Here is a 20,069-nt window from a genome sequence, read left to right on the forward strand (position 1 = left end):
TGCCGCTCAGGCGGCGGCTTTCTTGTTCTTATGGATGACTTCGCGCGCCAGATGCCGATACGCCATCGCCCCCAACGAGCCCGAGTCATACTGCAGAACCGGCAAAGCGTATGACGGCGCCTCACTGACCCGCACATTTCTGGGTATCTTGGTTTTAAATACCATCTCACCCAGATTGTCACGCGCGTCTTTTTCGACCTGACGGGACAAGTTGTTGCGGTTGTCATACATGGTCAACACAACACCTTCGATTCTGAGGTCCGGATTGGCGGTCTGACGGACCTCTCGTATCGTCAGCATCAGTTGCGACAACCCCTCAAGCGCAAAGAACTCGCTCTGCAGCGGAACCAGAACGGAATGGGCCGCAACCATGGCGTTTACAGTCAGTAGGTTCAACGAAGGCGGGCAATCGATAAGCACAAAATCAAGCTCAAACTTGTCAATTGACGTCTGCCGCAATGCGTCATGCAAAAGATAGCTGCGCTTTTCATTGGAAATCAGTTCAATATCAGCCGAACTTAGATCCACGGTCGCGGGGATCACGAAAAGACCTTCAATCTCCGTCTCTTGCACCACCGCCTCAAGCGGCGCATCGTCAAGGATCAGATCGTAGGTTGTCCAGTCCCGGTCCTCGACACCCAGCCCGGTTGACGCATTTCCCTGCGGATCGAGATCAACAACCAGAACCCTGCACCCCGCTTCGGACAGACCTGCGGCCAGATTGATCGCCGTCGTCGTTTTTCCCACCCCACCCTTTTGATTGGCAACCGCAATTATCCGGGGCCCTGAGGGACGAGACAGATCAACCACGCGATACTCCTTTGATCCTTAGGATAACAGCTTGGGGTTCAGTTAAACTTGTAATCGGCTCGCACTCGAAATTCCATTCCTCGCGAGCGGCTTCCAGCTCTTTTTTCCAGCTTGCACCTTTCGGCAACAGAGCAGTACCGGTTTTTGCTAAATGTCTGTCACAAAATGACAATAATGTCTTAAGATCAGCAAGCGCCCGCGCAGAAAGGACGTCTGCTTGTAGCGGCTCAACGGTTTCGATTCGCTTTGAAACGACAGTGCAATTTGCGCCGCATTCCCGTGCCACGCTGCGCAGGAACGCCGATTTGCGCTGATCGCTTTCCACGAAGGTGAATTTGGCCTCTGGCGCTTCCTCTATGGCCATGATCGCGCAGACCATACCAGGGAATCCACCACCGCTGCCCAAATCCGCCCAGGTTTTGAACGCATCTGCACAGCGGTAAACCTGTACGGAATCCAGAATGTGCCGCGTCCAGATGTCCATTAAACTGTTGCGGGATACCAGATTGATCTTGGGATTCCAGCGTTGCACCAGATCAACATAGGTCTCGAGCCGCTCGAATGTTTCACGTGAAACACTCAAACCATCAAAGATCTCGTGGCTCATGCCTTGCGTACCTTTTGCCCGCGCCTCAACTTGGCCAACAGCAACGTAAGTGCGGCTGGTGTCACCCCTTCGACGCGCCCGGCCTGAGCGATGTTCACCGGTCGGGCCTGAGAAAGCTTCTGTTTCATCTCGGATGACAGACCTTCCAGAGAGGAATAGTCGAAATCCCGCGGTATTTCATAGGATTCATCGCGCTTCATCGCTTCGACGTCCTTTTGCTGGCGCGCGATGTAGTTTGCATAAAGCGCGTCCCGCTCAACCTGAAGCCGGATATCTGTTTCGACCTCTTCCAACTCAGGGACAAGAGAAACCAGATCATCAAACGAGACGTCTGGGAACGCTAAAATAGCCATACCATCCCGTCGATTACCGTCCTGATTGACGTTAATTGCAACAGCACGCACCTCTTTCGGCGTGTATGTACGATCCGTCAACATGGATTTCGCAGAGGTGAGTTTATCCATCTTCTCGCCGAACCGGGTTTGGCGTTCTTCACCGACACATCCAAGATCGATACCCATGGGTGTCAGCCGTTGGTCCGCATTGTCCGCCCGCAAGGACAATCGGAATTCGGCTCGTGAGGTGAACATACGGTACGGTTCCGCCACACCGCGTGTGGTCAGATCGTCGATCATCACGCCGATATAACTGTCGGCCCGGGTGAAATGAACGGGATCTCGCCCAAGCGCAGCCAGCGCGGCATTCAGTCCCGCGACAAGTCCTTGCGCTGCGGCTTCCTCATATCCTGTAGTACCGTTGATTTGACCCGCAAGATATAGCCCCGGCGCTTCGGGCAAGGACAACGACGATGTCAAAACACGGGGATCGACATAGTCATATTCAATTGCATAACCAGGCTGCAGGATTTCGGCATTCTCAAGCCCTTTGATTGAGTGCACGTAGTCTTGCTGTACATCTTGAGGCAAAGACGTCGAAATACCGTTGGGATAGATGGTGTGATCATCAACCCCTTCGGGTTCAAGGAAGATCTGATGCGAGTCCTTTTCCGCAAATCGCACGATCTTGTCCTCGATCGAAGGACAATATCTGGGCCCCACCCCATCGATATGCCCCCCATACATAGCGGATCGAGACAGGTTCTTTTCGATGATCTCATGGGTGTGCGCGTTTGTATGCGTGATTCCGCAGGAAATCTGTGGTGCGACAACGGACGTGGAGAGGAAGGAAAACAGCGTGGGGTCGTCGTCTCCGTCCTGACGTTCAAGTTCGGACCAGTCTATTGTCCGACCGTCCAACCGTGGCGGTGTCCCGGTTTTCAAACGCCCCATCGGCAGATCAAGACTGTCCAACCGTTCTGCCAGCTTGACTGAGGGCCGATCCCCCATCCGCCCCCCTGGCCGGGAAACATCGCCGATATGGATAATGCCGCGCAAGAACGTGCCCGAAGTTAGAATAACGGCGCCGGCGTGGATTTCAGAATCATCCGCCAGCCTGATCCCCACCACCTTGTGCCCGTCCATCAGAAAGTCGACAACCTCTCCGACCACGACCGACAGACGATCCTGCGCCTGCGTCTCTTTTTGCATGGCGGCCCGGTACAGCGCGCGATCGGCCTGGGTTCGGGGGCCCTGTACGGCAGGACCTTTACGGCGGTTCAGTAGTCGGAACTGAATGCCGGCCTGATCCGCGACCCGGCCCATAACGCCATCCAGCGCATCGATTTCACGGACCAAATGGCCTTTACCCAATCCACCGATGGCGGGGTTGCAGGACATTACACCGATATCAGATGCGGACAGAGTGACCAATGCCGTCTCAGCTCCCATCCGCGCGGCTGCATGAGCAGCTTCGGTACCGGCATGACCGGCGCCGACAACAACGACATCAAATTTCGAATGTTTCACGTGAAACACTCCCTACTTACCCAGGCAGAAACTGGAGAATATCTCATCCAGAAGGTCTTCGACCCCGATCCTGCCGACCAATGTTTCCAAGGCACGGATCGCCGTGCGCAGTTCTTCGGCAGCGATATCATACAAGTCCGGGCCTGATTCCAGAACCGTCATCGCCGCGCCCAATGCGACCCTGGCATCATTCAGTGCGACGCGATGCCGTTCACGGGTTGCAATACCATGGCTGGTAGATCGCTTACTCAAAACATACGATATGTGGGAGATTAGCTGATCGATCCCCTGCCCTGTCTTTCCGGAAATCCCGCCGTTTCCGTCCTCACGGAGATCGGATTTCGGCAACATCTGAATGTCGCCGTCCATCATCTGAACGCCAAGCTCTGTGGGGTCTTCGGTCAGAAACACGCGCAGATCAGCCGCATCGGCACGCTTGCGAGCCAGCTCGATTCCTAGGTTTTCGACATGATCCTCAGTTTCGCGTAGCCCGGCCGTATCCAGCAACGTTACCGGCAGACCGGCCAAGTCCATCCGAACCTCGATCACATCGCGGGTCGTGCCCGCGTATTCCGAGGTGATCGCGGCCTCGCGCCCGGCCAAGGCGTTCAGCAAGGTCGACTTGCCCGCATTTGGCAGGCCAACAATTGCGACTTCGAACCCAGTCCGGATGCGTTCGGCAATCTTCACGCCCTCGGCTTCGCGCTGAAGGTCCTGCATGACGCCGGTCACCAATGTCCGCACTTCTGGTGTGACGTCCGTTGGCACTTCTTCGTCGGCAAAATCGATGACGGCTTCCAACAGCGACGCCGCCCGGATCAGATCACGGCGCCAGCGCTCGGCCAATCCGCCCAGTTCCCCGGCCAGAATGGTCTGCGCCTGTTTCCGCTGTGCCTCGGTTTCGGCATCGATCAGGTCGGCCAGACCTTCGACCTGGGTCAGATCCATCTTACCGTTTTCTAACGCGCGGCGCGTGAACTCTCCGGGTTCTGCCAGCCGCAGCCCATCCGTATCGGACAGGCAGCGCATCACTGCGTTGACCGACGCGGTGCTGCCATGAATTTGCAGCTCGGCCACCTCTTCACCGGTGAAACTGGCTGGTGCCTGGAAGGTCAGAACCAACCCATCGTCCAAACGCGAGCCATCAGCTGCGCGCAAGGAACGCACCCGCATACCACGAGGCGGCAGCGGGCTACCGGCCAAGTCAGCCGCAGCAGAATGCGCCAAAGGGCCTGAGAGGCGGATAACCGCCACCCCTGCTTTGCCTTGTGCGCTGGCCAAGGCGAATATCGTATCCATTCGAAGGCCTCGCGTCAGTTAAGACCTGTGTCAGGTGTTCATCGAATCGAAGAACTCGCCATTCGTCTTCGTTTGCTTCAACTTCGACAGCAAGAACTCGATTGCGTCAGTGGTCCCCATCGGGTTGAGGATACGACGCAGAACGAAGGTCTTGGCCAGATCGCCCTTGTCGACCAGCAGGTCCTCTTTCCGGGTGCCGGACTTGAGGATGTCGATGGCCGGGAACACGCGCTTGTCTGCGATTTTCCGATCCAAGACGATTTCCGAGTTACCGGTGCCTTTGAATTCTTCAAAGATCACTTCGTCCATCCGGCTGCCGGTATCGATCAGGGCGGTTGCGATGATGGTCAGCGAACCACCCTCTTCAATGTTCCGCGCGGCACCAAAGAAGCGCTTGGGCCGTTGCAGCGCGTTTGCGTCCACACCACCGGTCAAAACTTTACCCGAGGACGGCACCACGGTGTTAAACGCCCTACCAAGTCTTGTGATCGAATCAAGAAGAATAACAACATCTCGTTTATGCTCGACCAAACGCTTGGCTTTTTCGATCACCATTTCCGACACAGCCACGTGGCGCGTCGCCGGTTCGTCGAAGGTCGAGGATACAACCTCACCTTTCACAGAGCGCTGCATGTCGGTCACCTCTTCCGGGCGTTCGTCAATCAGCAGGACGATCAGATAACACTCCGGGTGGTTCTGTTCGATCGAATGCGCGATGTTCTGCAGGATCACCGTCTTACCGGTCCGTGGCGGCGCCACGATCAGCGAACGCTGACCTTTACCGATGGGTGCGACCAGATCGATCACACGGGCAGACTTGTCCTTGATGGTGGGATCTTCGATCTCCATCTTCAGACGCTCATCCGGGTACAGAGGCGTCAGGTTGTCGAACAGGATCTTGTGTTTCGCCTTCTCAGGGTTCTCGAAGTTGATCATCGTGACCTTGGTCAGCGCGAAGTACCGTTCGTTATCGTCCGGTGCCTTGATCTCACCTTCGACCGTATCTCCGGTGCGCAACGAGTGCTGGCGGATCATGTCGGGTGAGACATAGATGTCGTCCGGACCCGGCAGATAGTTCGCCTCGGGCGAGCGCAGAAAGCCGAAGCCGTCCTGCAGAACCTCAAGCACGCCGTCGCCGCCAACGGTCCAGCCCTCATCCGCGCGTTCGCGCAGAATTTGGAACATCATCTCGCCTTTACGCATGGTCGAGGCGTTTTCGATCTCCAGCTCTTCGGCCATCGCCAGAAGGTCTTTGGGGCTTTTGGCCTTCAGGTCGGCCAGATTCAGGGCTTCAGATGTCATGATATATACCTTCACCGCTGACAGCGCGGCACGAAGTGGAATTTCAGTACGGAAGATACGCCGCCCGGACGGGCGTGTTGACCTCTACATAAGCGCGACGGTCGTCGGAGTCAAACAGGCCCTCAGAACTTCAGAATGACCGCCAGAATGATGGCAACCATCAGAATGGTCGGAACCTCGTTCATCATGCGATACTGCCGCCCAGTGAGCTTGTTTCGGCCCTCTACGAAGTCCTTGCGCCGTGCCATCAGCCAATGATGGAACCAGGTCATCCCAAGCACCGCTGCGCCCTTGACCCAGGGCCAGGACCAGTCCCAGCCCACAATGCCAGGTGTGAAGACCATGATAAGCCCGCACACCCATGCCACGTACATCGCTGGTCGCATGATCACACGCAGCAATTTATCTTCCATTTCAAAGAAAATGGTTTCAGCCCCGTCGACTGCCTGTGCCTTTTCTACGTGATAGACGAACAGCCTGGGCAAATAGAACAGGCCCGCCATCCACGAGATCACGGCCATGATGTGTAAAGACTTCACCCACGGGTAAATCGTGAAAAGAAGATCGGTCATTCTGGCTCCGGGCGTTGCTCGGAACTCTCCCTAATAAAAAAATAAGAAAAGAAAAAGGAAGATGGTTTTGTAGGGTGAACAAAATCCGTGGATTACTTTTTTACACATGTGTTTTCCCCAGGTGGAAAGTTTTCCGGTTCAGGGGTGCGATTCTGTGAATTTCATAATTAAGTTACTATTTTCAAATATTTAGAAGTCATCTTCTGGGATCTTTCTGGGGATAAATCCCGGGGTATCTGTGGAGTTCCCGCTTATCCCACCTGTTAGACTTATCCTTGTCCCGGATGGACAGCGTTCGAGCGACTCAGGGAAGTTTTGCGCGAAATTCCCGGGGTTGCGTGTCAATCTGAAAACCATACAAACCGTCCCAGAACGCTCAACGATTTGCACACGGGGTTTTCCACATGTCTGTCCCCATCATCCTGGCCTCGGGCTCATCCATTCGCGCGCAGCTGCTGGAAAACGCAGGCGTGCCGTTTTCCGTTCAGGTCGCGCGCGTGGACGAAGATGCCATGAAACACGCGCTGCTGGCCGAAGGTGCCCCGCCCCGCGATATCGCCGACGCGCTGGCCGAGATGAAGGCGCGTAAGGTCAGTGACAAAACCCCCGGGGCGATGGTTCTGGGCTGCGATCAGGTGCTGGATTTCGACGGGCAGTTGCTGTCCAAGCCCGAAACGCCCGAAGACGCTCTGGCTCAACTCAAGATGATGCGAGGCAAGCGGCATATGCTGTTGTCGGCGGCGGTGATCTATCGGGATGGCGAACCGATCTGGCGCCATGTGGGTCAGGTGCGCCTGCGGATGCGGATGAGCTCGGACGCTTATCTGCGCGACTACATTGACCGTAACTGGGACAGCATTCGTCACGCAGTCGGCGCCTATAAGCTGGAAGAGGAAGGCGTTCGCTTGTTCGCCACCATTGACGGCGACTATTTTAATGTCTTGGGTATGCCCCTGTTGGAACTGCTCAATTTTCTGGCCGTCAAAGGGGTGATCGATCAATGACGCATAACCGTATTCCGTTGGCCGGTGTAATCGGGCACCCGATTGCGCATTCCAAATCTCCGAAACTGCATGGCCATTGGCTGAAGAAATACGGTCTGGATGGGCATTACGTCCCGATGGACGTAGCCCCCGAAGATTTTGAGACCGTTCTGCGGTCCCTGCCCAAGGCCGGGTTCGTCGGCACTAATGTGACGGTTCCTCATAAAGAGGCCGCGCTGCGCATTGCTGACCATGTGTCCGAGCGGGCCTCGGTCATCGGTGCGGCGAATACTCTGGTGTTTCACGAGGACGGCACGATCCACGCGGACAATACCGACGGCTATGGGTTCCTGGAGAACCTGCGCAGCGGTGCGCCGGACTGGACGCCCTCGGATGGCCCGGCCGTGGTGTTTGGCGCAGGCGGCGCGGCGCGGGCGGTGATACAGAGCCTGCTGGACGCTGGCGTGCCTCAGATCTTGCTGACCAACCGCACCCGCGCCCGTGCAGACCAGTTGCAGAAGGAATTTGGTGATCGGGTTATCGTGGTCGATTGGCTGCAAGCGGGCAATGTCATCGAAAACGCCGAGCTGGTGGTCAACACGACCTCTCTGGGAATGCTGGGGCAGCCGGATTTGCGGGTGCCACTGGATGGGCTGCAACCCGGTGCCGTTGTGACCGATCTGGTCTATGCGCCGCTGAAAACCCATCTGCTGCAAGTGGCAGAAGAGGCCGGCTGTACCACGGTGGATGGGTTGGGCATGTTGCTGCATCAGGCGGTGCCCGGGTTTGAACGCTGGTTCGGCACCCGCCCCGAAGTGACCGATGATCTGCGCGCGGCGGTTTTGGGATGAGTTTCGCGCTTGGCCTGACGGGCTCGATCGGGATGGGCAAAAGCACCACGGCGCAGATGTTCGTGGACGAAGGCTGCGCGCTGTGGGATGCGGATGCGGCCGTACATAGACTCTATTCAAGGGGCGGAGCGGCTGTTGAGCCGATGCACGCGGCTTTTCCGGACGCGATTTTCGATGGCGCAGTCAGCCGCAATGCGCTTAAGAAAATCATCGCGCAGGACCCATCTGCACTGAAACAGATCGAAGCCATCGTACACCCGCTGGTGGCTGCGGATCGCGCGGCGTTCCGGGAACAGACCAAGGCAGATATTCTGGTCTTCGACATTCCCCTGATGTTTGAAACCGGCGGCGATGCGGCGATGGATGCGGTTGCCTGCGTCTCGATCCCGGCCGATGAACAAAAGCGCCGCGTGATGGAGCGCGGCACCATGACCGAGGCGCAATTTGAACAGATCCGCGCCAAGCAGATGCCGAATGAGGAAAAATGCGCGCGGTCGGACTATGTGATCGTGACGGATACGCTGGACCACGCCCGCGCGCAGGTGCAGGATGTGGTCAGGCAGATACGGGCGGGGCTGGCAGATGCGTGAGATTGTACTCGATACCGAAACCACGGGGTTTGACCCCGAAAGCGGCGACCGGATCGTTGAAATCGGCGCGGTTGAGCTGTGGAACCACGTGGCCACGGGCGAGACCTATCACGTCTATATCAACCCCGAACGATCCATGCCCGAAGAGGCGTTTGGTGTACACGGGATCGGCCCCGACCTGCTGGAAACCCCGCGCCCGCCGGAAAAGGGCGAGGTTACGCTGAAAGACAAGCCGGTCTTTGCCAAGGTGGGTCAGGGCTTTCTTGACTTCATCCAGGATTCCAAGCTGGTCATCCATAACGCATCTTTCGACATGAAATTCCTGAACGCGGAACTCAGATGGTTGGGACTGCCGCAGATTCCGATGGATCAGGCGCTGGATACGCTGGCGATTGCGCGCAAACGGTTTCCCGGTTCGCCCGCCTCGCTGGATGCGTTGTGCCGGCGGTTCAATATCGACAATACCAACCGGGTGCTGCACGGGGCGTTGCTCGACTCGGAGATTTTGGCCGAGGTTTATCTGGAACTGATCGGCGGGCGGCAGCCGGATTTCGGACTATCGACATCCGCGTCATCGGGCGCAGGTGGTCAGGATGACTGGCGACCAACAGCGCGCCCGACACCACTGGCGTCAAAGATCACCGACGCAGAACGCGCGGCGCATGAGGAATTTGTCGGAAAACTGGGCGAAAACGCCCTGTGGACCCGCGCCTGAGACCAATCCCGGCGCGGGTCGTACAGATTAAGCTTCGGCTTTCTGTGCTTCGGCCTGACGACGCATCAATTCGTTGCGGTACAGCGAGACGAAATCGATGTTGTCCAGGTTCACCGGCGGATAGCCACCGTCGCGGGTGATGTCGCTGACGATGCGGCGCAGGAACGGGAACAGCATCCGCGGGCATTCGATCATCAGGAAGGGGTGCAGCTGATCTTCGGCCACGCCTTCGATGTGGAACAGCCCGCAATAGTCGATCTCGCACAGGAACAGAACGTCCTCCATGCCCTTGGCTTTCGACTTGAGGTTCAGCTTGATCGCCACCTCGTACTGATGCTCGACCGAACGCTTTTTCGCATCCAGGTTCACCTGAACCGCGATCTCGGGCTGAACGTCACCCGACACGCCTTTTTGCGCCATCACGTTTTCAAAGGACATATCGCGAATGAACTGTCCCAGAACGCGCATCTGAATTTGCGGGGCGGCCTGTGCCGCGGTGTTTTCTGCAGGGCTTTCGTCAGCCATGGATCTACTCCGAAAATGAAATTCGCCACTGCTTAGCAAGTTGGGCGCGGCACCTCAATGCAGGTCACGGGCCTTCGACCCATTTGGATGGCTTTGATGGGTCCTGACGCGGCCGAACCTCGGTAAACTCGCCGTCGATCACGTCATCTTCAAACGACTGCGGTCCGGACCGGAACTGCGCCCCGGTGCCCATCTGGAACTGCGTGATCGTAACTTTCGACCTGAGATAGCGGAAAACGGCCACCCGAATGCCTGGGACAAGCAGTGCAAAGCCGACGGCATCGGTGAAGAAACCGGGCGTCAGTAGCAAAACACCGGACAGAAGGATCATCGCGCCATGGGCCAGCGGTTCGGTCGGGTCGTCCAGTTCGGCAAAGGATCGCTGCAAATTGGCCAAGGCCATGCGACCTTGTGTCCTGACCAAAGCGGTGCCTAGAACGGCCGTCAGCACCACAATCGCAAGGGTCGGCCATAGGCCGATCAGACCGCCCACCTGAATGAACAGGGCAATCTCGATGATCGGGACCAATAAAAATGCCAAGAACAGGTACATTTGCGTTATCCTTTACAAGAGGCCGGGCGGTGGACTTGCCACGAACTGTCACCTACATAGTGGCATGAGGCTGCGTATACAAAGCCGCAGTCTGAAAAGAGGATGAAATGAACGAACCGATGATTCAGTTGCTGGTCCTTGCCGGAATTGCCATTTTCCTGATCCTGCGCCTGAAAAGCGTGCTGGGCACGCGTGAGGGTTTTGAGAAACCACCCGTGAAACAGCAGCCCGATACTCAGAATGCCCGTCGCGGGTTCGAGGTGATCGAAGGGGGCCCGGATCACGACATCACCGACCATGTCGCAGAAGACAGCGAGCAGGCACAGACCCTGGCCGCGATGAAGCGGGTTGAGCCCAGCTTCTCGGTCAGTGAATTTGTGCAAGGCGCGCGCGGTGCTTACGAAATGATCGTCATGGGGTTCGAAAAAGGAAATCTGGACGAGATCCAGCCTTTCCTGTCCGAAGAGGTGTTTGACACCTTCGTTTCGGTCGTCGCTGATCGGGAAGATCAGGGTCTGACCATCGAAGCCGAGTTCATCGGTGTCCGCGAAACCTCGCTGGCCGATGCGAAGTTCGACAAGGATACCAATCAGGCCGAGATCACCATGAAATTCGTGGGTGAGCTGACCTCGGTCGTGCGGGATCGCGGCGGCGACATCATCGAAGGTAGCCCGAACACCGTCAAACGCCAAAAGGACAGCTGGACCTTTGCCCGTGTCATGGGCTCGGACGATCCGAACTGGCTGCTTGTTGCCACGGACGCATGATTGCCGCACTCCGGTCGCTCTTACTGGTGGGCGCGATGACCACCGCAAGCGCCGCCGGAGCCGAGGTGACGCGCTCTATCCTGTCGTTTGATGACCTTGAGGGCTGGGCCGCTGATGATCACGGGGCGGCCCTTTCGGTTTTTCTGAACACATGCGGCGATCTGGATGATCCGGATTGGCGCGCGCTATGCAGCGTGGCGCGGACATATGAGGCCGATGCCGCGCGATCCTTCTTTGAGCTGTTCTTCCGCCCGGTTCTGGTCGAAGACGGCAAGGATGCACTGTTCACCGGGTATTTCGAACCCGAACTGGACGGATCACGCACCCGGACCGACCGTTTCAAATACCCGATCTACAAAATGCCGCCTGAGGCGCGGGCCGAAGGGCCCTGGCTCAGCCGCCGGGAAATCCTGACCGGGGATGCGATGGTCGACCGGGGACTAGAGATTGCCTGGGTCGATGACCCGGTCGAATTGTTCTTTCTGCAGATCCAGGGCTCGGGCCGTATTCGCCTGGCCGGTGGCGGGGCTTTGCGGGTGGGTTACGGCGGGGCCAACGGGCATCCCTATCGGTCCATCGGTTCGGAATTGATCCGGCAGGGCGCGCTGGCGGCGCATCAGGTCAGCGCCCAGATGATCAAGGCCTGGGTGCGCAAGAACCCCGAAGCCGGGGCGGAATTACTGTTCCACAATCCCTCTTACGTGTTCTTCCGTGAGGTCACCCGCGTTGCGCCTGAGTTTGGGCCGCTGGGTGCGATGAACCGCTCCGTCACCACCATGCGCAGTATCGCTGCCGATCCGGCCTATACGCCGCTTGGCGCTCCGGTCTGGGTGGAAAAGGACGGCAAGGAGCCGCTGCGCCGGCTGATGATCGCGCAGGATACAGGCGCCGCCATCAAAGGCGCGCAGCGGGCGGATATCTTCTTTGGCACCGGGGATGAGGCGGGTCAGGCCGCCGGACGCCTGAAAGATCCGGGCCGGATGATCCTGCTGCTGCCGATCCAGCGCGCCTATGCCCTGATCCCGGATGAATTCTGATGCCCCGCCGCAAACTGACCGCTGAAGAGATTGAGCTGTGGCGTAAGGTCACCAAACAGGCCGAATGCCTGCACCCCGAGCTGCCGCAATCGGTGCATCCGACCACCCTGCCCAAGCCCAAACCGACCAAAGCGCCGAAGTTCCGGCTGGAGGGGGTTGAGGTTGGCCAGAATGCACCAAGCAAGCCTTCGCGCCACGCGTTGAAACCCTCGGTCACTGACAATCTACGGGCCAGCCCGGTGCAGATGGACACCAAGGCCTTTGGGCGGATGAAACGTGGCAAGCTCAAGCCTGAAGGAAAGCTGGACCTGCACGGGATGCGGGTCGACACGGCGCATCCGGCGCTGATCCGGTTTGTTCTGACATCGCAAGCGCAGGGCAAGCGGCTGGTTCTGGTGGTGACCGGCAAGGGCAAGGACCGGGATGAGCCCGGCCCGATCCCAACCCCGCGCGGAGTGCTGCGAAATAACGTGCCACACTGGCTGTCGATCCCGCCGCTGGCGCAGGCGGTGCTGCAGGTCACGCCTGCGCATATCAGCCATGGTGGAGACGGGGCCTATTACGTTTATCTGCGACGCACCCGCTAGAACTCGGTCCGGGCGTGGCGGATACCGATCCAGGCCAATATACAGACCAGCACAAAGAAGACGGCGATCCAAAGGAACTGAGTTCCAAGCGAAACACCCCGGTCGATCAGCACTCCGGTCAGCGCCGGGCCGATAGCTGATCCCAGAACCATCACTGCCGTTGCCAGCGCTTTGATCGCGCCGATGTGCCGTGTGCCGTAGAACTCGGCCCAAAACGCACTGGGAAGGGTGTTGTTGGCGCCAACGGTCAGGGCCAGAAAGATCAGGCCGATCAGGGCGCCACTTATCGTGTCGACGGCCGAGAGGATGGCAAAACCAACCGCCATGGGCAGTTGGTAGAACGGCATGATCCGTGCGGTGCCCCATTTATCCAACGCCCAGCCCGCCGCAAACATCGACAGGATCGAAATGCCGGTGAAGACCGGAAACAGGGCGACCAGTTGGATATGTGGCCAGTCCTTGACCGCGGCCAGATGGACCTGATGAAAGAAAAAGGCGGTGATGAAGGCCGATGGCCCCAGGATCGCAGGTGCCATGAACCAGAACAGCGGATGGAGCAGCGCCGCGCGGCGGGTCCAGTGCCGGTCCTGCATGCCGGTGGCGGTGTGGTCGCCGGAGAGGCTCTGCGGGGTGCGCTCCTGCCGTAGCAACCCCATCAGAACCGGGATGCTCAGGATTGTCACCCCCGCGGCAATCACCCACAACCAGCGCCAGTCCAAAAAAGCCATCGCGGCCACAAAGATCAGCGGCAGCAGGGATTCCCCGATCGCATAGCCCAACGAGGCGATGGACAGCGCCTTGCCCCGGGTCGCGGTGAACCAGCGCGCCATGGCGACCTGGGCCAGATGGATGCTCATCCCCTGCCCGAACAGGCGCAGCAGAAAGATCACGAAGGGCAGAAGAAACAGCGCGCTGTTCGTCGCCATCGCCAAGGTCGCAAGCGCCAGACCACTCAGAACCACCGGCCCCAGTACCCGAACGCGGAAGATATCGGTCAGCCCCCCCGCCCAGATCATCACCACGGCGGACACCGTGGTTCCCAGCGAATAAATCGCGCCCCACGATCCGTGACCTAGGCCGAATTCAGCGCGGATCTGGCCCGAGAAGATCGAGATGAAGAAGGTCTGCCCAAAGCTGGACAGAAAGGTCAGAAGGATACCCGCGCTCAGCCAGTTCGCATTATCGATCAGATACCGACGCAGGCTGAACGGCGTCACGGAGTGATCACCTCGGCCTCGCCGGTTTCCGTCAGTACAATCTCGGTCGCGCCATCCGGGTTGCGTTGGCTGCGCGGCACCAGAACGTCAATTCCGGGGCGCTCGTCCGGGCCGAATGTACTGCTGACGCGGCGGACCGAACTGAGGATAGCCAGCAATGCCGGAGAGGTCGCAGCCACGAAATGCGAGGACTGAGCATCGCTGTTGAACGCCGTGGTGTCGATGACGTTGATGGGAAACTCAGCCAGCGCGCCGATTGAGCTGATATTGCCCAACCGCTCGCCCTCGGCCGTTCCGCGCAGGCGGGCCGAGATGTTCAGGATCTTGTCTTTCTGAGACACCATGACCACAAACGGATCGGGGGGCGACTTGATCCGCTTCATCTGCGAGCGGAACAGGTCCACATCCAGATCGGGCGAGATCAGAATAACCCCTTCGAGGTTTCGTTTGGCCCAGCCGGGTTCCTGTAATTCGGCCTGCCGCATCATCTCCATCGACAGGGCGCTGCCCATCGAATGCGCCACCAGAATGACACGCCTGACACCCATGGATTTCAGTTCGCGGATGGTTTGTTCCAACCCGTCGCGGGCGAACAGCATACTGTCCAAGTCGTAGGCATAACCGTACCCCGTCGCCCGGCTGGGCCAGGAATACACAAGGATCTGTCCGGGAAGGCCGATGTCATGGGACAACTGCGCTGCGCGGAAGATGGTTTCCGTCTGGGTCGAGTTATAGCCGTGCACAAAGATCGTGACGTCGTCCTGTCCACGCAGGTGTTCCCGCAATCCCTGTGGCCCGTCCAGTTCAGTTATGCCCGCCAGCACGAATTCTTTTTGCGGATTCGGGTTGGCGTAGGAGAACTTCAGCGTTCCCGGCGTGTGGTTTGGCGGGATCGAAACCTTGGTTTCCAGAAACTTTAGTGATTCGCCCCGTTGGAAACCGTATGACCCGTCCGCTTCGCGGGCGCGGGTCGTGCTGGCAAACACGGTTTGGGGTGTGCCAACGGTTAGGGCCGAGGGCACGGTTTCCGTGATTGTCCGGTCGACACAGGCGGCCAAAAACAAGGAAACAACTAAAAGGATAAAATAGCGCAGCACGGAGAACCCTCGGAACCTTTTGCGCCAAGCTATCGATTTCTGGCCCCACGTCCAGTGACATGGGGCAAAGGGAACGGCAAAAACCGGCTGGCCGTGTTACAGAACGTAACGGCTGAGGTCGGTCGACTTGGTCAGCTCACCCAGATTGTCGTCCACGAACTGCGCGTTCACGGTGATCTCGGCCCCGGCCTGGTCAGGGGCGGTGAAGGACAACTCCTCGAACACCCGCTCCATCACGGTATAGAGCCGCCTCGCGCCGATATTCTCAACGGTCTGGTTCACATTCGCGGCGATGCGTGCCAGTGCTGCGATCCCGTCCTCGGTGAAACTGACGGTGACCTCTTCGGTGCCCATCAGGGCGGTGTACTGAAGGGTCAGGGCGTTGTCGGTTTCGGTCAGGATGCGCACGAAATCCTCTTCGGTCAGCGCACGCAGTTCGACACGGATCGGCAGGCGACCTTGCAATTCCGGCAGCAGGTCCGAGGGTTTGGCGATGTGGAACGCGCCTGAAGCAATGAATAGGATATGGTCGGTTTTCACCGGGCCGTGCTTGGTGCTGACGGTGGTGCCTTCGATCAAAGGCAGCAGGTCGCGCTGCACGCCTTCGCGGCTGACATCGCCGCCGCGTGCTTCGGCGCGGGCGCAGACCTTGTCGATCTCATCCAGGAACACGATGCCGTTCTGTTCGACCGACTCCAACGCCACGCGGTTGACGGTTTCGTCGTCCAACAGCTTGTCAGCCTCTTCTCCGATCAGCGCATCATAGCTTTCGGCGACGGTCATGCGTTTCTTGACGGTGCGCCCGCCGAAGGCTTTGCCGAAGATATCGCCCAGATTCATCATGCCCATCTGGCTGCCGGGCTGACCCGGAATGTCGAACATGGGCATCGGGCTTGAGCTGTCGGAAAGCTCCAGCTCGATCACCGTGTCGTCCAGCTCACCTGCTTTCAGCTTTTTGCGGAACATCTCACGCGTGCCCTCGCGTGCATCTTCACCGGCGATGGCTTCGATCACCCGGTCCTCGGCCGCCTGGTGTGCCTTGGCCTTCACATCCTCGCGCATGAATTCGCGGGTTTGGATGATGGCGGCATCGGCCAGATCACGGACGATCTGTTCCACGTCACGGCCGACATAACCAACCTCGGTGAACTTGGTGGCTTCGACTTTGATGAAGGGCGCGCGGGCCAGTTTGGCCAGACGGCGGCTGATCTCGGTTTTACCAACGCCGGTGGGGCCGATCATCAGGATGTTCTTCGGGTATACCTCATCGCGGATGTCATCGGCCAGTTGCTTGCGCCGCCAGCGGTTGCGCAGCGCCACGGCCACGGCGCGTTTGGCGTCTTTCTGTCCGATAATAAAGCGGTCCAGTTCCGAGACGATCTCGCGCGGGGTCAGGTCGGTCATGTCAAATCTATCCGTCTGTTTCGCAGCGGAACCTAATCATACAGCGCGAAAACACAAGCCGATCACGGAAACATCACGCCAACTCACGGTAAGCACACGCATTTTCGTGGTGATGTGAATCGCCTTCCGCGCATGCGCTGCGGCATAACTTTTCTCGACGGGCAAAGCTGCCTGCATTTATCAACGGAGATACGCATCATGATGACTCGTCGTTCGCTTTTTGTGAAAGCTGCTGCCGCCGGGACGGCCCTGACTTTGGCCGGCACAAGTGCTGCATTGGCCGGTGGCGCCAAGAAGAAAGGCACGTTTGAGGGCCGTTCGAACCACATCACCAGCGGCTCGGTGAAATTGGTTAAAGATGGCGACCGTTACATCGTAGAACTGGGCGACGACTTCTCGCTGGACGGCGGCCCTGATCCGCGTGTGGCCTTTGGCAAGGACGGCGCCTATGCACCCGACAGCAAACTGGGTGCGTTGCTGCATCTGACCGGCAAGCAATCCTATGCGGTGCCGCCGACCATGGATGTGTCGGGCTATAACGAAGTGTACATCTGGTGCGAGGTCGCCAGTGTGCCGCTGGGTGTTGCTTCTCTGAAGTAAACGCGTTGGTCAGAGGCCGCCCCCCCGGCCTCTGATACCCCGTTAGGTAACAAAGCGATCGTCTGTTACACTCGCCCCAAGGTATTGGAACCGGGGGCGTTTTTTATGACCAAGATTGCCAAGATCACCTTGCTGTTTGTGGTATTCGTCGACCTGATCGGGCAAGGGCTGGTTTTCCCCATCATCAACTCACTGATCATGGAGACGAAATCCGGTTTCCTGCCCGACAGTACGCCCGATGGCCGGCGCCATTTCTATTACGGGCTGGTGATCGGGTGTTTCTTTCTGTCGTGGTTTCTGGGCGTGGTCTACGTCTCGAAGGTCTCAGATTCCATCGGGCGCAAGAATGCTCTGTTGGTCTGTCTGGGTGGTGCACTGGCGGGGTATGCCATCACCATCGCCTCGCTTTACATGGACAGCCTTCTGTTGTTGATCCTTGGGCGGTCGATCACCGGGTTCACGGCCGGCAATCAGCCCATCGCGCAGGCGGCGATGATTGATGGCAGTACCGATGCCGCCGACCGGGACCGTAACATGGGATACATCGTGACTGGGGTCAGTTTTGGCCTTGTGGGGGGTCCGATCATCGGCGCTGTTCTGTCGGATGCGACCTTGCTGGGCAGTGTCGCCACGCTGAAAACCCCGTTCTATGGCGCCTTCGTTCTGGTGCTGATCGCCATTTTCCTCGTTCTGTTTTTCTTCAAGGACACGCGGACAGAACGCACCGCTTTCGTCTTCCGCCCCCGTGACATCACCGACAGCCTGATTGCGGTGCGCGGTCATCCGATGGTTCTGAAAATCCTGCCGGTCTATGCGTTCTTCATGATCGCCAACGTGACCTTCTACGTGTTCGTCGACAATTTCCTGACCAGCCGTTTCGGTTATGGCGTGATTGGTGGCAGTGTGGCGATGGTGGTGATTGGCTTTGCGCTGGCCTTTTCCAGTACGTTCCTGGTGAAACCCGCGCAGGAGAGGTTCACCAAGCACCAGATCGTCTATACCTCGCTGATCGTCATGGTGATCTGCGGCATTGCCTTCGCCTTCAGCCCCAGCGGGGTGCTGAGTTACGTGCCGGTCTTCTTCTTCTATTTCTTCTTCGGCGTCTCTTACCCAACCCTGTTGGGACTGTTTTCATCCAGCGTCAGCGAGACGGATCAGGGCTGGGTCATGGGCGTGACCACGGCGGTCTTCTGCCTCGCCGGAGGGGTCATGTCCCTGATTGGCGGCGGGCTGATGAGCATCGACATTCGCGTGCCCTATTACATCGTGATCATTGCCGCGATTTTTGGCCTGATCGGGATGCACCGCCGCTGGAAAGGGAAAGAGATCAAGGCGCTGTTGGCCTGAGAAATCCAGAAAACGGTAAGGGTCTATCTCTGATCCTCGCCAGCATTTTTCTGGTCGTTCTTACGTAGCTCTTCGGCAAGCGGGGCTCTCTCGATAAGTGCCCATGCTTCTTTTCCAGACGCCAAGTTCGCGCCCCGTGCACCAAGCTCAATCAACAGAGTCCTTGTGTCATCTTCACTACAGCCAATCGTTCTGCTTAATCTTTCCAGTGATTTGAACGTCCGTTCGGGATCTTCAAGCATCGATTTAAGAAGCTTCTTTCGTGGCTCTGTCCACTCACTCCTGCGTTTCCATGACCGATACTCATCCAAAACGATTGGCCCGATAATGCTGCCGATCAAAGCGCCAAAAATGGCCGCGAGGACTTCGCTCATGAGCTAATCGTTTCGACCGTCAGATTGCCGTTGGTGTAAACGCAGATATCGGCGGCAATCGCCATTGCCTCGCGCGCCACCTGATCGGCCTCTTTGTCGCTGTCCATCATCGCGCGGGCTGCGGCGAGGGCAAAGTTTCCGCCCGATCCGATGGCGGCCACATTGTGTTCCGGCTCCAGCACGTCCCCTGCCCCTGTGATCACCAGCAGATCTTTGCCGTCAGTGACGATCAGCATCGCCTCAAGCTTTTGCAGGTATTTGTCGGTGCGCCAGTCCTTGGCCAGCTCGACTGAGGCGCGGGCCAGCTGGCCGGGCGTGGCCTCAAGCTTGGCCTCCAGCCGTTCCAGCAGAGTGAACGCATCGGCGGTTGATCCGGCAAACCCGGCGACAACCTCGAACCCGCCGGGCGAAAGGCGGCGCACTTTGCGGGCGGTGCCCTTGATCACGGTCTGGCCCAGGCTGACCTGTCCGTCGCCGGCAATCACCACCTGGCCGCCCTTTTTGACGCCAATGATCGTTGTGCCATGCCAACCGGGAAAATCGCTGTCTGCCATCAGGGCCTCCGTTCTTCGCTGGCATCCTATATGGGCCGGACCCGTCCGCAGCGCAACAGTTCACAAACTGCTTAAAAGATATGCAAGAATCGCAAGTCGGGGTTACCGGACTAGCAATTGTGAGACTCGGCGTCTGGTCCTAAATGAGACTTACAACCGACGAAGGGTCGGCTGTTTCAGTTTAAGGAATGCGCAAATGGCAACCACCGCAAATATCCATGCGCCGCTCGGAGCAGCTACCATCCTGCATGTAGTGGACGCGTTCACCGCAGCTTTTGAAAAAGCAGCCGAGTGGAAAGAAACCCGCAAGACACGCGCTCTTTTGGCAGAACTGAGCGACGCACAGCTGGACGATATCGGCCTGTGCCGCGCGGATATCGACAAGATCTGATCCGCGATCAGTACGACCGCAA

At 58.3% G+C, this 20,069-nt stretch carries 23 protein-coding genes; 10 read left to right on the forward strand and 13 right to left on the reverse strand.

Annotated features, from left to right (window positions below; all coding sequences use genetic code 11):
• Positions 1–6: 6 nt before the first annotated feature.
• The 6 genes from ACR0KW_RS12755 to ACR0KW_RS12780 all read right to left on the reverse strand — a co-directional run bounded on the left by ACR0KW_RS12755 (position 7) and on the right by ACR0KW_RS12780 (position 6,455).
• Positions 7–810 (reverse strand): ParA family protein, encoded by an 804-nt coding sequence (locus tag ACR0KW_RS12755; RefSeq protein ID WP_480805318.1) that lies wholly within the window; start codon positions 808–810, stop codon positions 7–9.
• The gene (gene rsmG / locus ACR0KW_RS12760) at positions 803–1,417 is read right to left on the reverse strand and encodes a 16S rRNA (guanine(527)-N(7))-methyltransferase RsmG (protein ID WP_480805319.1); all 615 of its coding nucleotides are present in this window, start codon (positions 1,415–1,417) and stop codon (positions 803–805) included. The genes ACR0KW_RS12755 and rsmG overlap by 8 nt, the downstream gene beginning before the upstream one ends.
• Positions 1,414–3,282, reverse strand: a complete 1,869-nt coding sequence (gene mnmG / locus ACR0KW_RS12765) for a tRNA uridine-5-carboxymethylaminomethyl(34) synthesis enzyme MnmG (RefSeq protein ID WP_480805320.1) — start codon at positions 3,280–3,282, stop codon at positions 1,414–1,416. Before mnmG ends, rsmG begins: the two co-directional genes overlap by 4 nt.
• A 12-nt stretch (positions 3,283–3,294) precedes the next feature.
• Positions 3,295–4,581, reverse strand: coding sequence for a tRNA uridine-5-carboxymethylaminomethyl(34) synthesis GTPase MnmE (gene mnmE, locus ACR0KW_RS12770; protein WP_480805321.1), 1,287 nt, complete (start codon positions 4,579–4,581; stop codon positions 3,295–3,297).
• A 30-nt stretch (positions 4,582–4,611) separates the two neighbouring features.
• Positions 4,612–5,883, reverse strand: a complete 1,272-nt coding sequence (rho, locus tag ACR0KW_RS12775) for a transcription termination factor Rho (RefSeq protein ID WP_480805322.1) — start codon at positions 5,881–5,883, stop codon at positions 4,612–4,614.
• Positions 5,884–6,005: 122 nt separating this feature from the next.
• Positions 6,006–6,455 carry a CopD family protein gene (locus tag ACR0KW_RS12780; protein ID WP_480805323.1) on the reverse strand — a complete coding sequence of 150 codons (450 nt, stop codon included), beginning with the start codon at positions 6,453–6,455 and terminating at the stop codon, positions 6,006–6,008.
• Between the two features lie 404 nt (positions 6,456–6,859).
• On the opposite strand from ACR0KW_RS12780, the gene ACR0KW_RS12785 reads away from it, so the two are divergent.
• From ACR0KW_RS12785 to dnaQ, 4 genes are read left to right on the forward strand one after another with little or no spacing between them, the layout of a single operon-like run.
• Positions 6,860–7,459 carry a Maf family protein gene (locus tag ACR0KW_RS12785; RefSeq protein WP_480805324.1) on the forward strand — a complete coding sequence of 200 codons (600 nt, stop codon included), beginning with the start codon at positions 6,860–6,862 and terminating at the stop codon, positions 7,457–7,459.
• Positions 7,456–8,289 carry a shikimate dehydrogenase gene (locus tag ACR0KW_RS12790; RefSeq protein WP_480805325.1) on the forward strand — a complete coding sequence of 278 codons (834 nt, stop codon included), beginning with the start codon at positions 7,456–7,458 and terminating at the stop codon, positions 8,287–8,289. The genes ACR0KW_RS12785 and ACR0KW_RS12790 overlap by 4 nt, the downstream gene beginning before the upstream one ends.
• Entirely contained in the window at positions 8,286–8,879 is a 594-nt protein-coding gene (gene coaE / locus ACR0KW_RS12795; RefSeq protein WP_480805326.1) for a dephospho-CoA kinase, read from the forward strand. The genes ACR0KW_RS12790 and coaE overlap by 4 nt, the downstream gene beginning before the upstream one ends.
• The gene (dnaQ, locus tag ACR0KW_RS12800) at positions 8,872–9,594 is read left to right on the forward strand and encodes a DNA polymerase III subunit epsilon (RefSeq protein ID WP_480805327.1); all 723 of its coding nucleotides are present in this window, start codon (positions 8,872–8,874) and stop codon (positions 9,592–9,594) included. The genes coaE and dnaQ overlap by 8 nt, the downstream gene beginning before the upstream one ends.
• Positions 9,595–9,621: 27 nt before the next feature.
• Here the strand turns inward: dnaQ and secB are convergent, their stop codons facing one another.
• On the reverse strand, positions 9,622–10,119 hold the full coding sequence (gene secB, locus ACR0KW_RS12805; protein WP_170444774.1) for a protein-export chaperone SecB: 498 nt from the start codon (positions 10,117–10,119) through the stop codon (positions 9,622–9,624).
• Between the two features lie 64 nt (positions 10,120–10,183).
• Positions 10,184–10,672 carry an FxsA family protein gene (locus ACR0KW_RS12810; RefSeq protein WP_480805328.1) on the reverse strand — a complete coding sequence of 163 codons (489 nt, stop codon included), beginning with the start codon at positions 10,670–10,672 and terminating at the stop codon, positions 10,184–10,186.
• A 107-nt stretch (positions 10,673–10,779) separates the two neighbouring features.
• On the opposite strand from ACR0KW_RS12810, the gene ACR0KW_RS12815 reads away from it, so the two are divergent.
• Genes ACR0KW_RS12815 through ACR0KW_RS12825 form a run of 3 tightly spaced genes read left to right on the forward strand, consistent with a single transcriptional unit; the run spans position 10,780 to position 13,063 of the window.
• Positions 10,780–11,439, forward strand: a complete 660-nt coding sequence (locus tag ACR0KW_RS12815) for a Tim44/TimA family putative adaptor protein (protein ID WP_480805329.1) — start codon at positions 10,780–10,782, stop codon at positions 11,437–11,439.
• Entirely contained in the window at positions 11,436–12,476 is a 1,041-nt protein-coding gene (mltA, locus tag ACR0KW_RS12820) for a murein transglycosylase A (RefSeq protein ID WP_480805330.1), read from the forward strand. Before ACR0KW_RS12815 ends, mltA begins: the two co-directional genes overlap by 4 nt.
• Positions 12,476–13,063 carry a Smr/MutS family protein gene (locus ACR0KW_RS12825; protein ID WP_480805331.1) on the forward strand — a complete coding sequence of 196 codons (588 nt, stop codon included), beginning with the start codon at positions 12,476–12,478 and terminating at the stop codon, positions 13,061–13,063. Before mltA ends, ACR0KW_RS12825 begins: the two co-directional genes overlap by 1 nt.
• Here ACR0KW_RS12825 and ACR0KW_RS12830 read toward each other — a convergent pair.
• From ACR0KW_RS12830 to hslU, 3 genes are all read right to left on the reverse strand, one after another.
• Positions 13,060–14,280, reverse strand: coding sequence for an MFS transporter (locus ACR0KW_RS12830; RefSeq protein ID WP_480805332.1), 1,221 nt, complete (start codon positions 14,278–14,280; stop codon positions 13,060–13,062). The genes ACR0KW_RS12825 and ACR0KW_RS12830 overlap by 4 nt on opposite strands.
• Positions 14,277–15,377, reverse strand: coding sequence for an alpha/beta hydrolase (locus tag ACR0KW_RS12835; protein ID WP_480805333.1), 1,101 nt, complete (start codon positions 15,375–15,377; stop codon positions 14,277–14,279). The genes ACR0KW_RS12830 and ACR0KW_RS12835 overlap by 4 nt, the downstream gene beginning before the upstream one ends.
• A 96-nt stretch (positions 15,378–15,473) precedes the next feature.
• Positions 15,474–16,781: an ATP-dependent protease ATPase subunit HslU gene (hslU, locus tag ACR0KW_RS12840; protein ID WP_480805334.1), complete on the reverse strand. Its 1,308-nt coding sequence runs from the start codon at positions 16,779–16,781 to the stop codon at positions 15,474–15,476.
• Positions 16,782–16,979: 198 nt separating this feature from the next.
• On the opposite strand from hslU, the gene ACR0KW_RS12845 reads away from it, so the two are divergent.
• Positions 16,980–17,381, forward strand: a complete 402-nt coding sequence (locus ACR0KW_RS12845) for a DM13 domain-containing protein (protein WP_480805335.1) — start codon at positions 16,980–16,982, stop codon at positions 17,379–17,381.
• A gap of 105 nt (positions 17,382–17,486) precedes the next feature.
• Entirely contained in the window at positions 17,487–18,728 is a 1,242-nt protein-coding gene (locus ACR0KW_RS12850; protein ID WP_480805336.1) for an MFS transporter, read from the forward strand.
• A gap of 23 nt (positions 18,729–18,751) precedes the next feature.
• Here the strand turns inward: ACR0KW_RS12850 and ACR0KW_RS12855 are convergent, their stop codons facing one another.
• Both ACR0KW_RS12855 and hslV read right to left on the reverse strand, forming a co-directional pair.
• Positions 18,752–19,102 (reverse strand): hypothetical protein, encoded by a 351-nt coding sequence (locus tag ACR0KW_RS12855; RefSeq protein WP_480805337.1) that lies wholly within the window; start codon positions 19,100–19,102, stop codon positions 18,752–18,754.
• Positions 19,099–19,656, reverse strand: coding sequence for an ATP-dependent protease subunit HslV (gene hslV / locus ACR0KW_RS12860; RefSeq protein ID WP_480805338.1), 558 nt, complete (start codon positions 19,654–19,656; stop codon positions 19,099–19,101). Before hslV ends, ACR0KW_RS12855 begins: the two co-directional genes overlap by 4 nt.
• Positions 19,657–19,852: 196 nt before the next feature.
• On the opposite strand from hslV, the gene ACR0KW_RS12865 reads away from it, so the two are divergent.
• A complete protein-coding gene (locus ACR0KW_RS12865) occupies positions 19,853–20,047 on the forward strand; it encodes a DUF1127 domain-containing protein (protein ID WP_480805339.1) in 195 nt (64 codons plus the stop codon).
• Positions 20,048–20,069 lie beyond the last annotated feature (22 nt).

The sequence above is a fragment of the Ruegeria sp. CG11 genome (genome assembly GCF_056537245.1).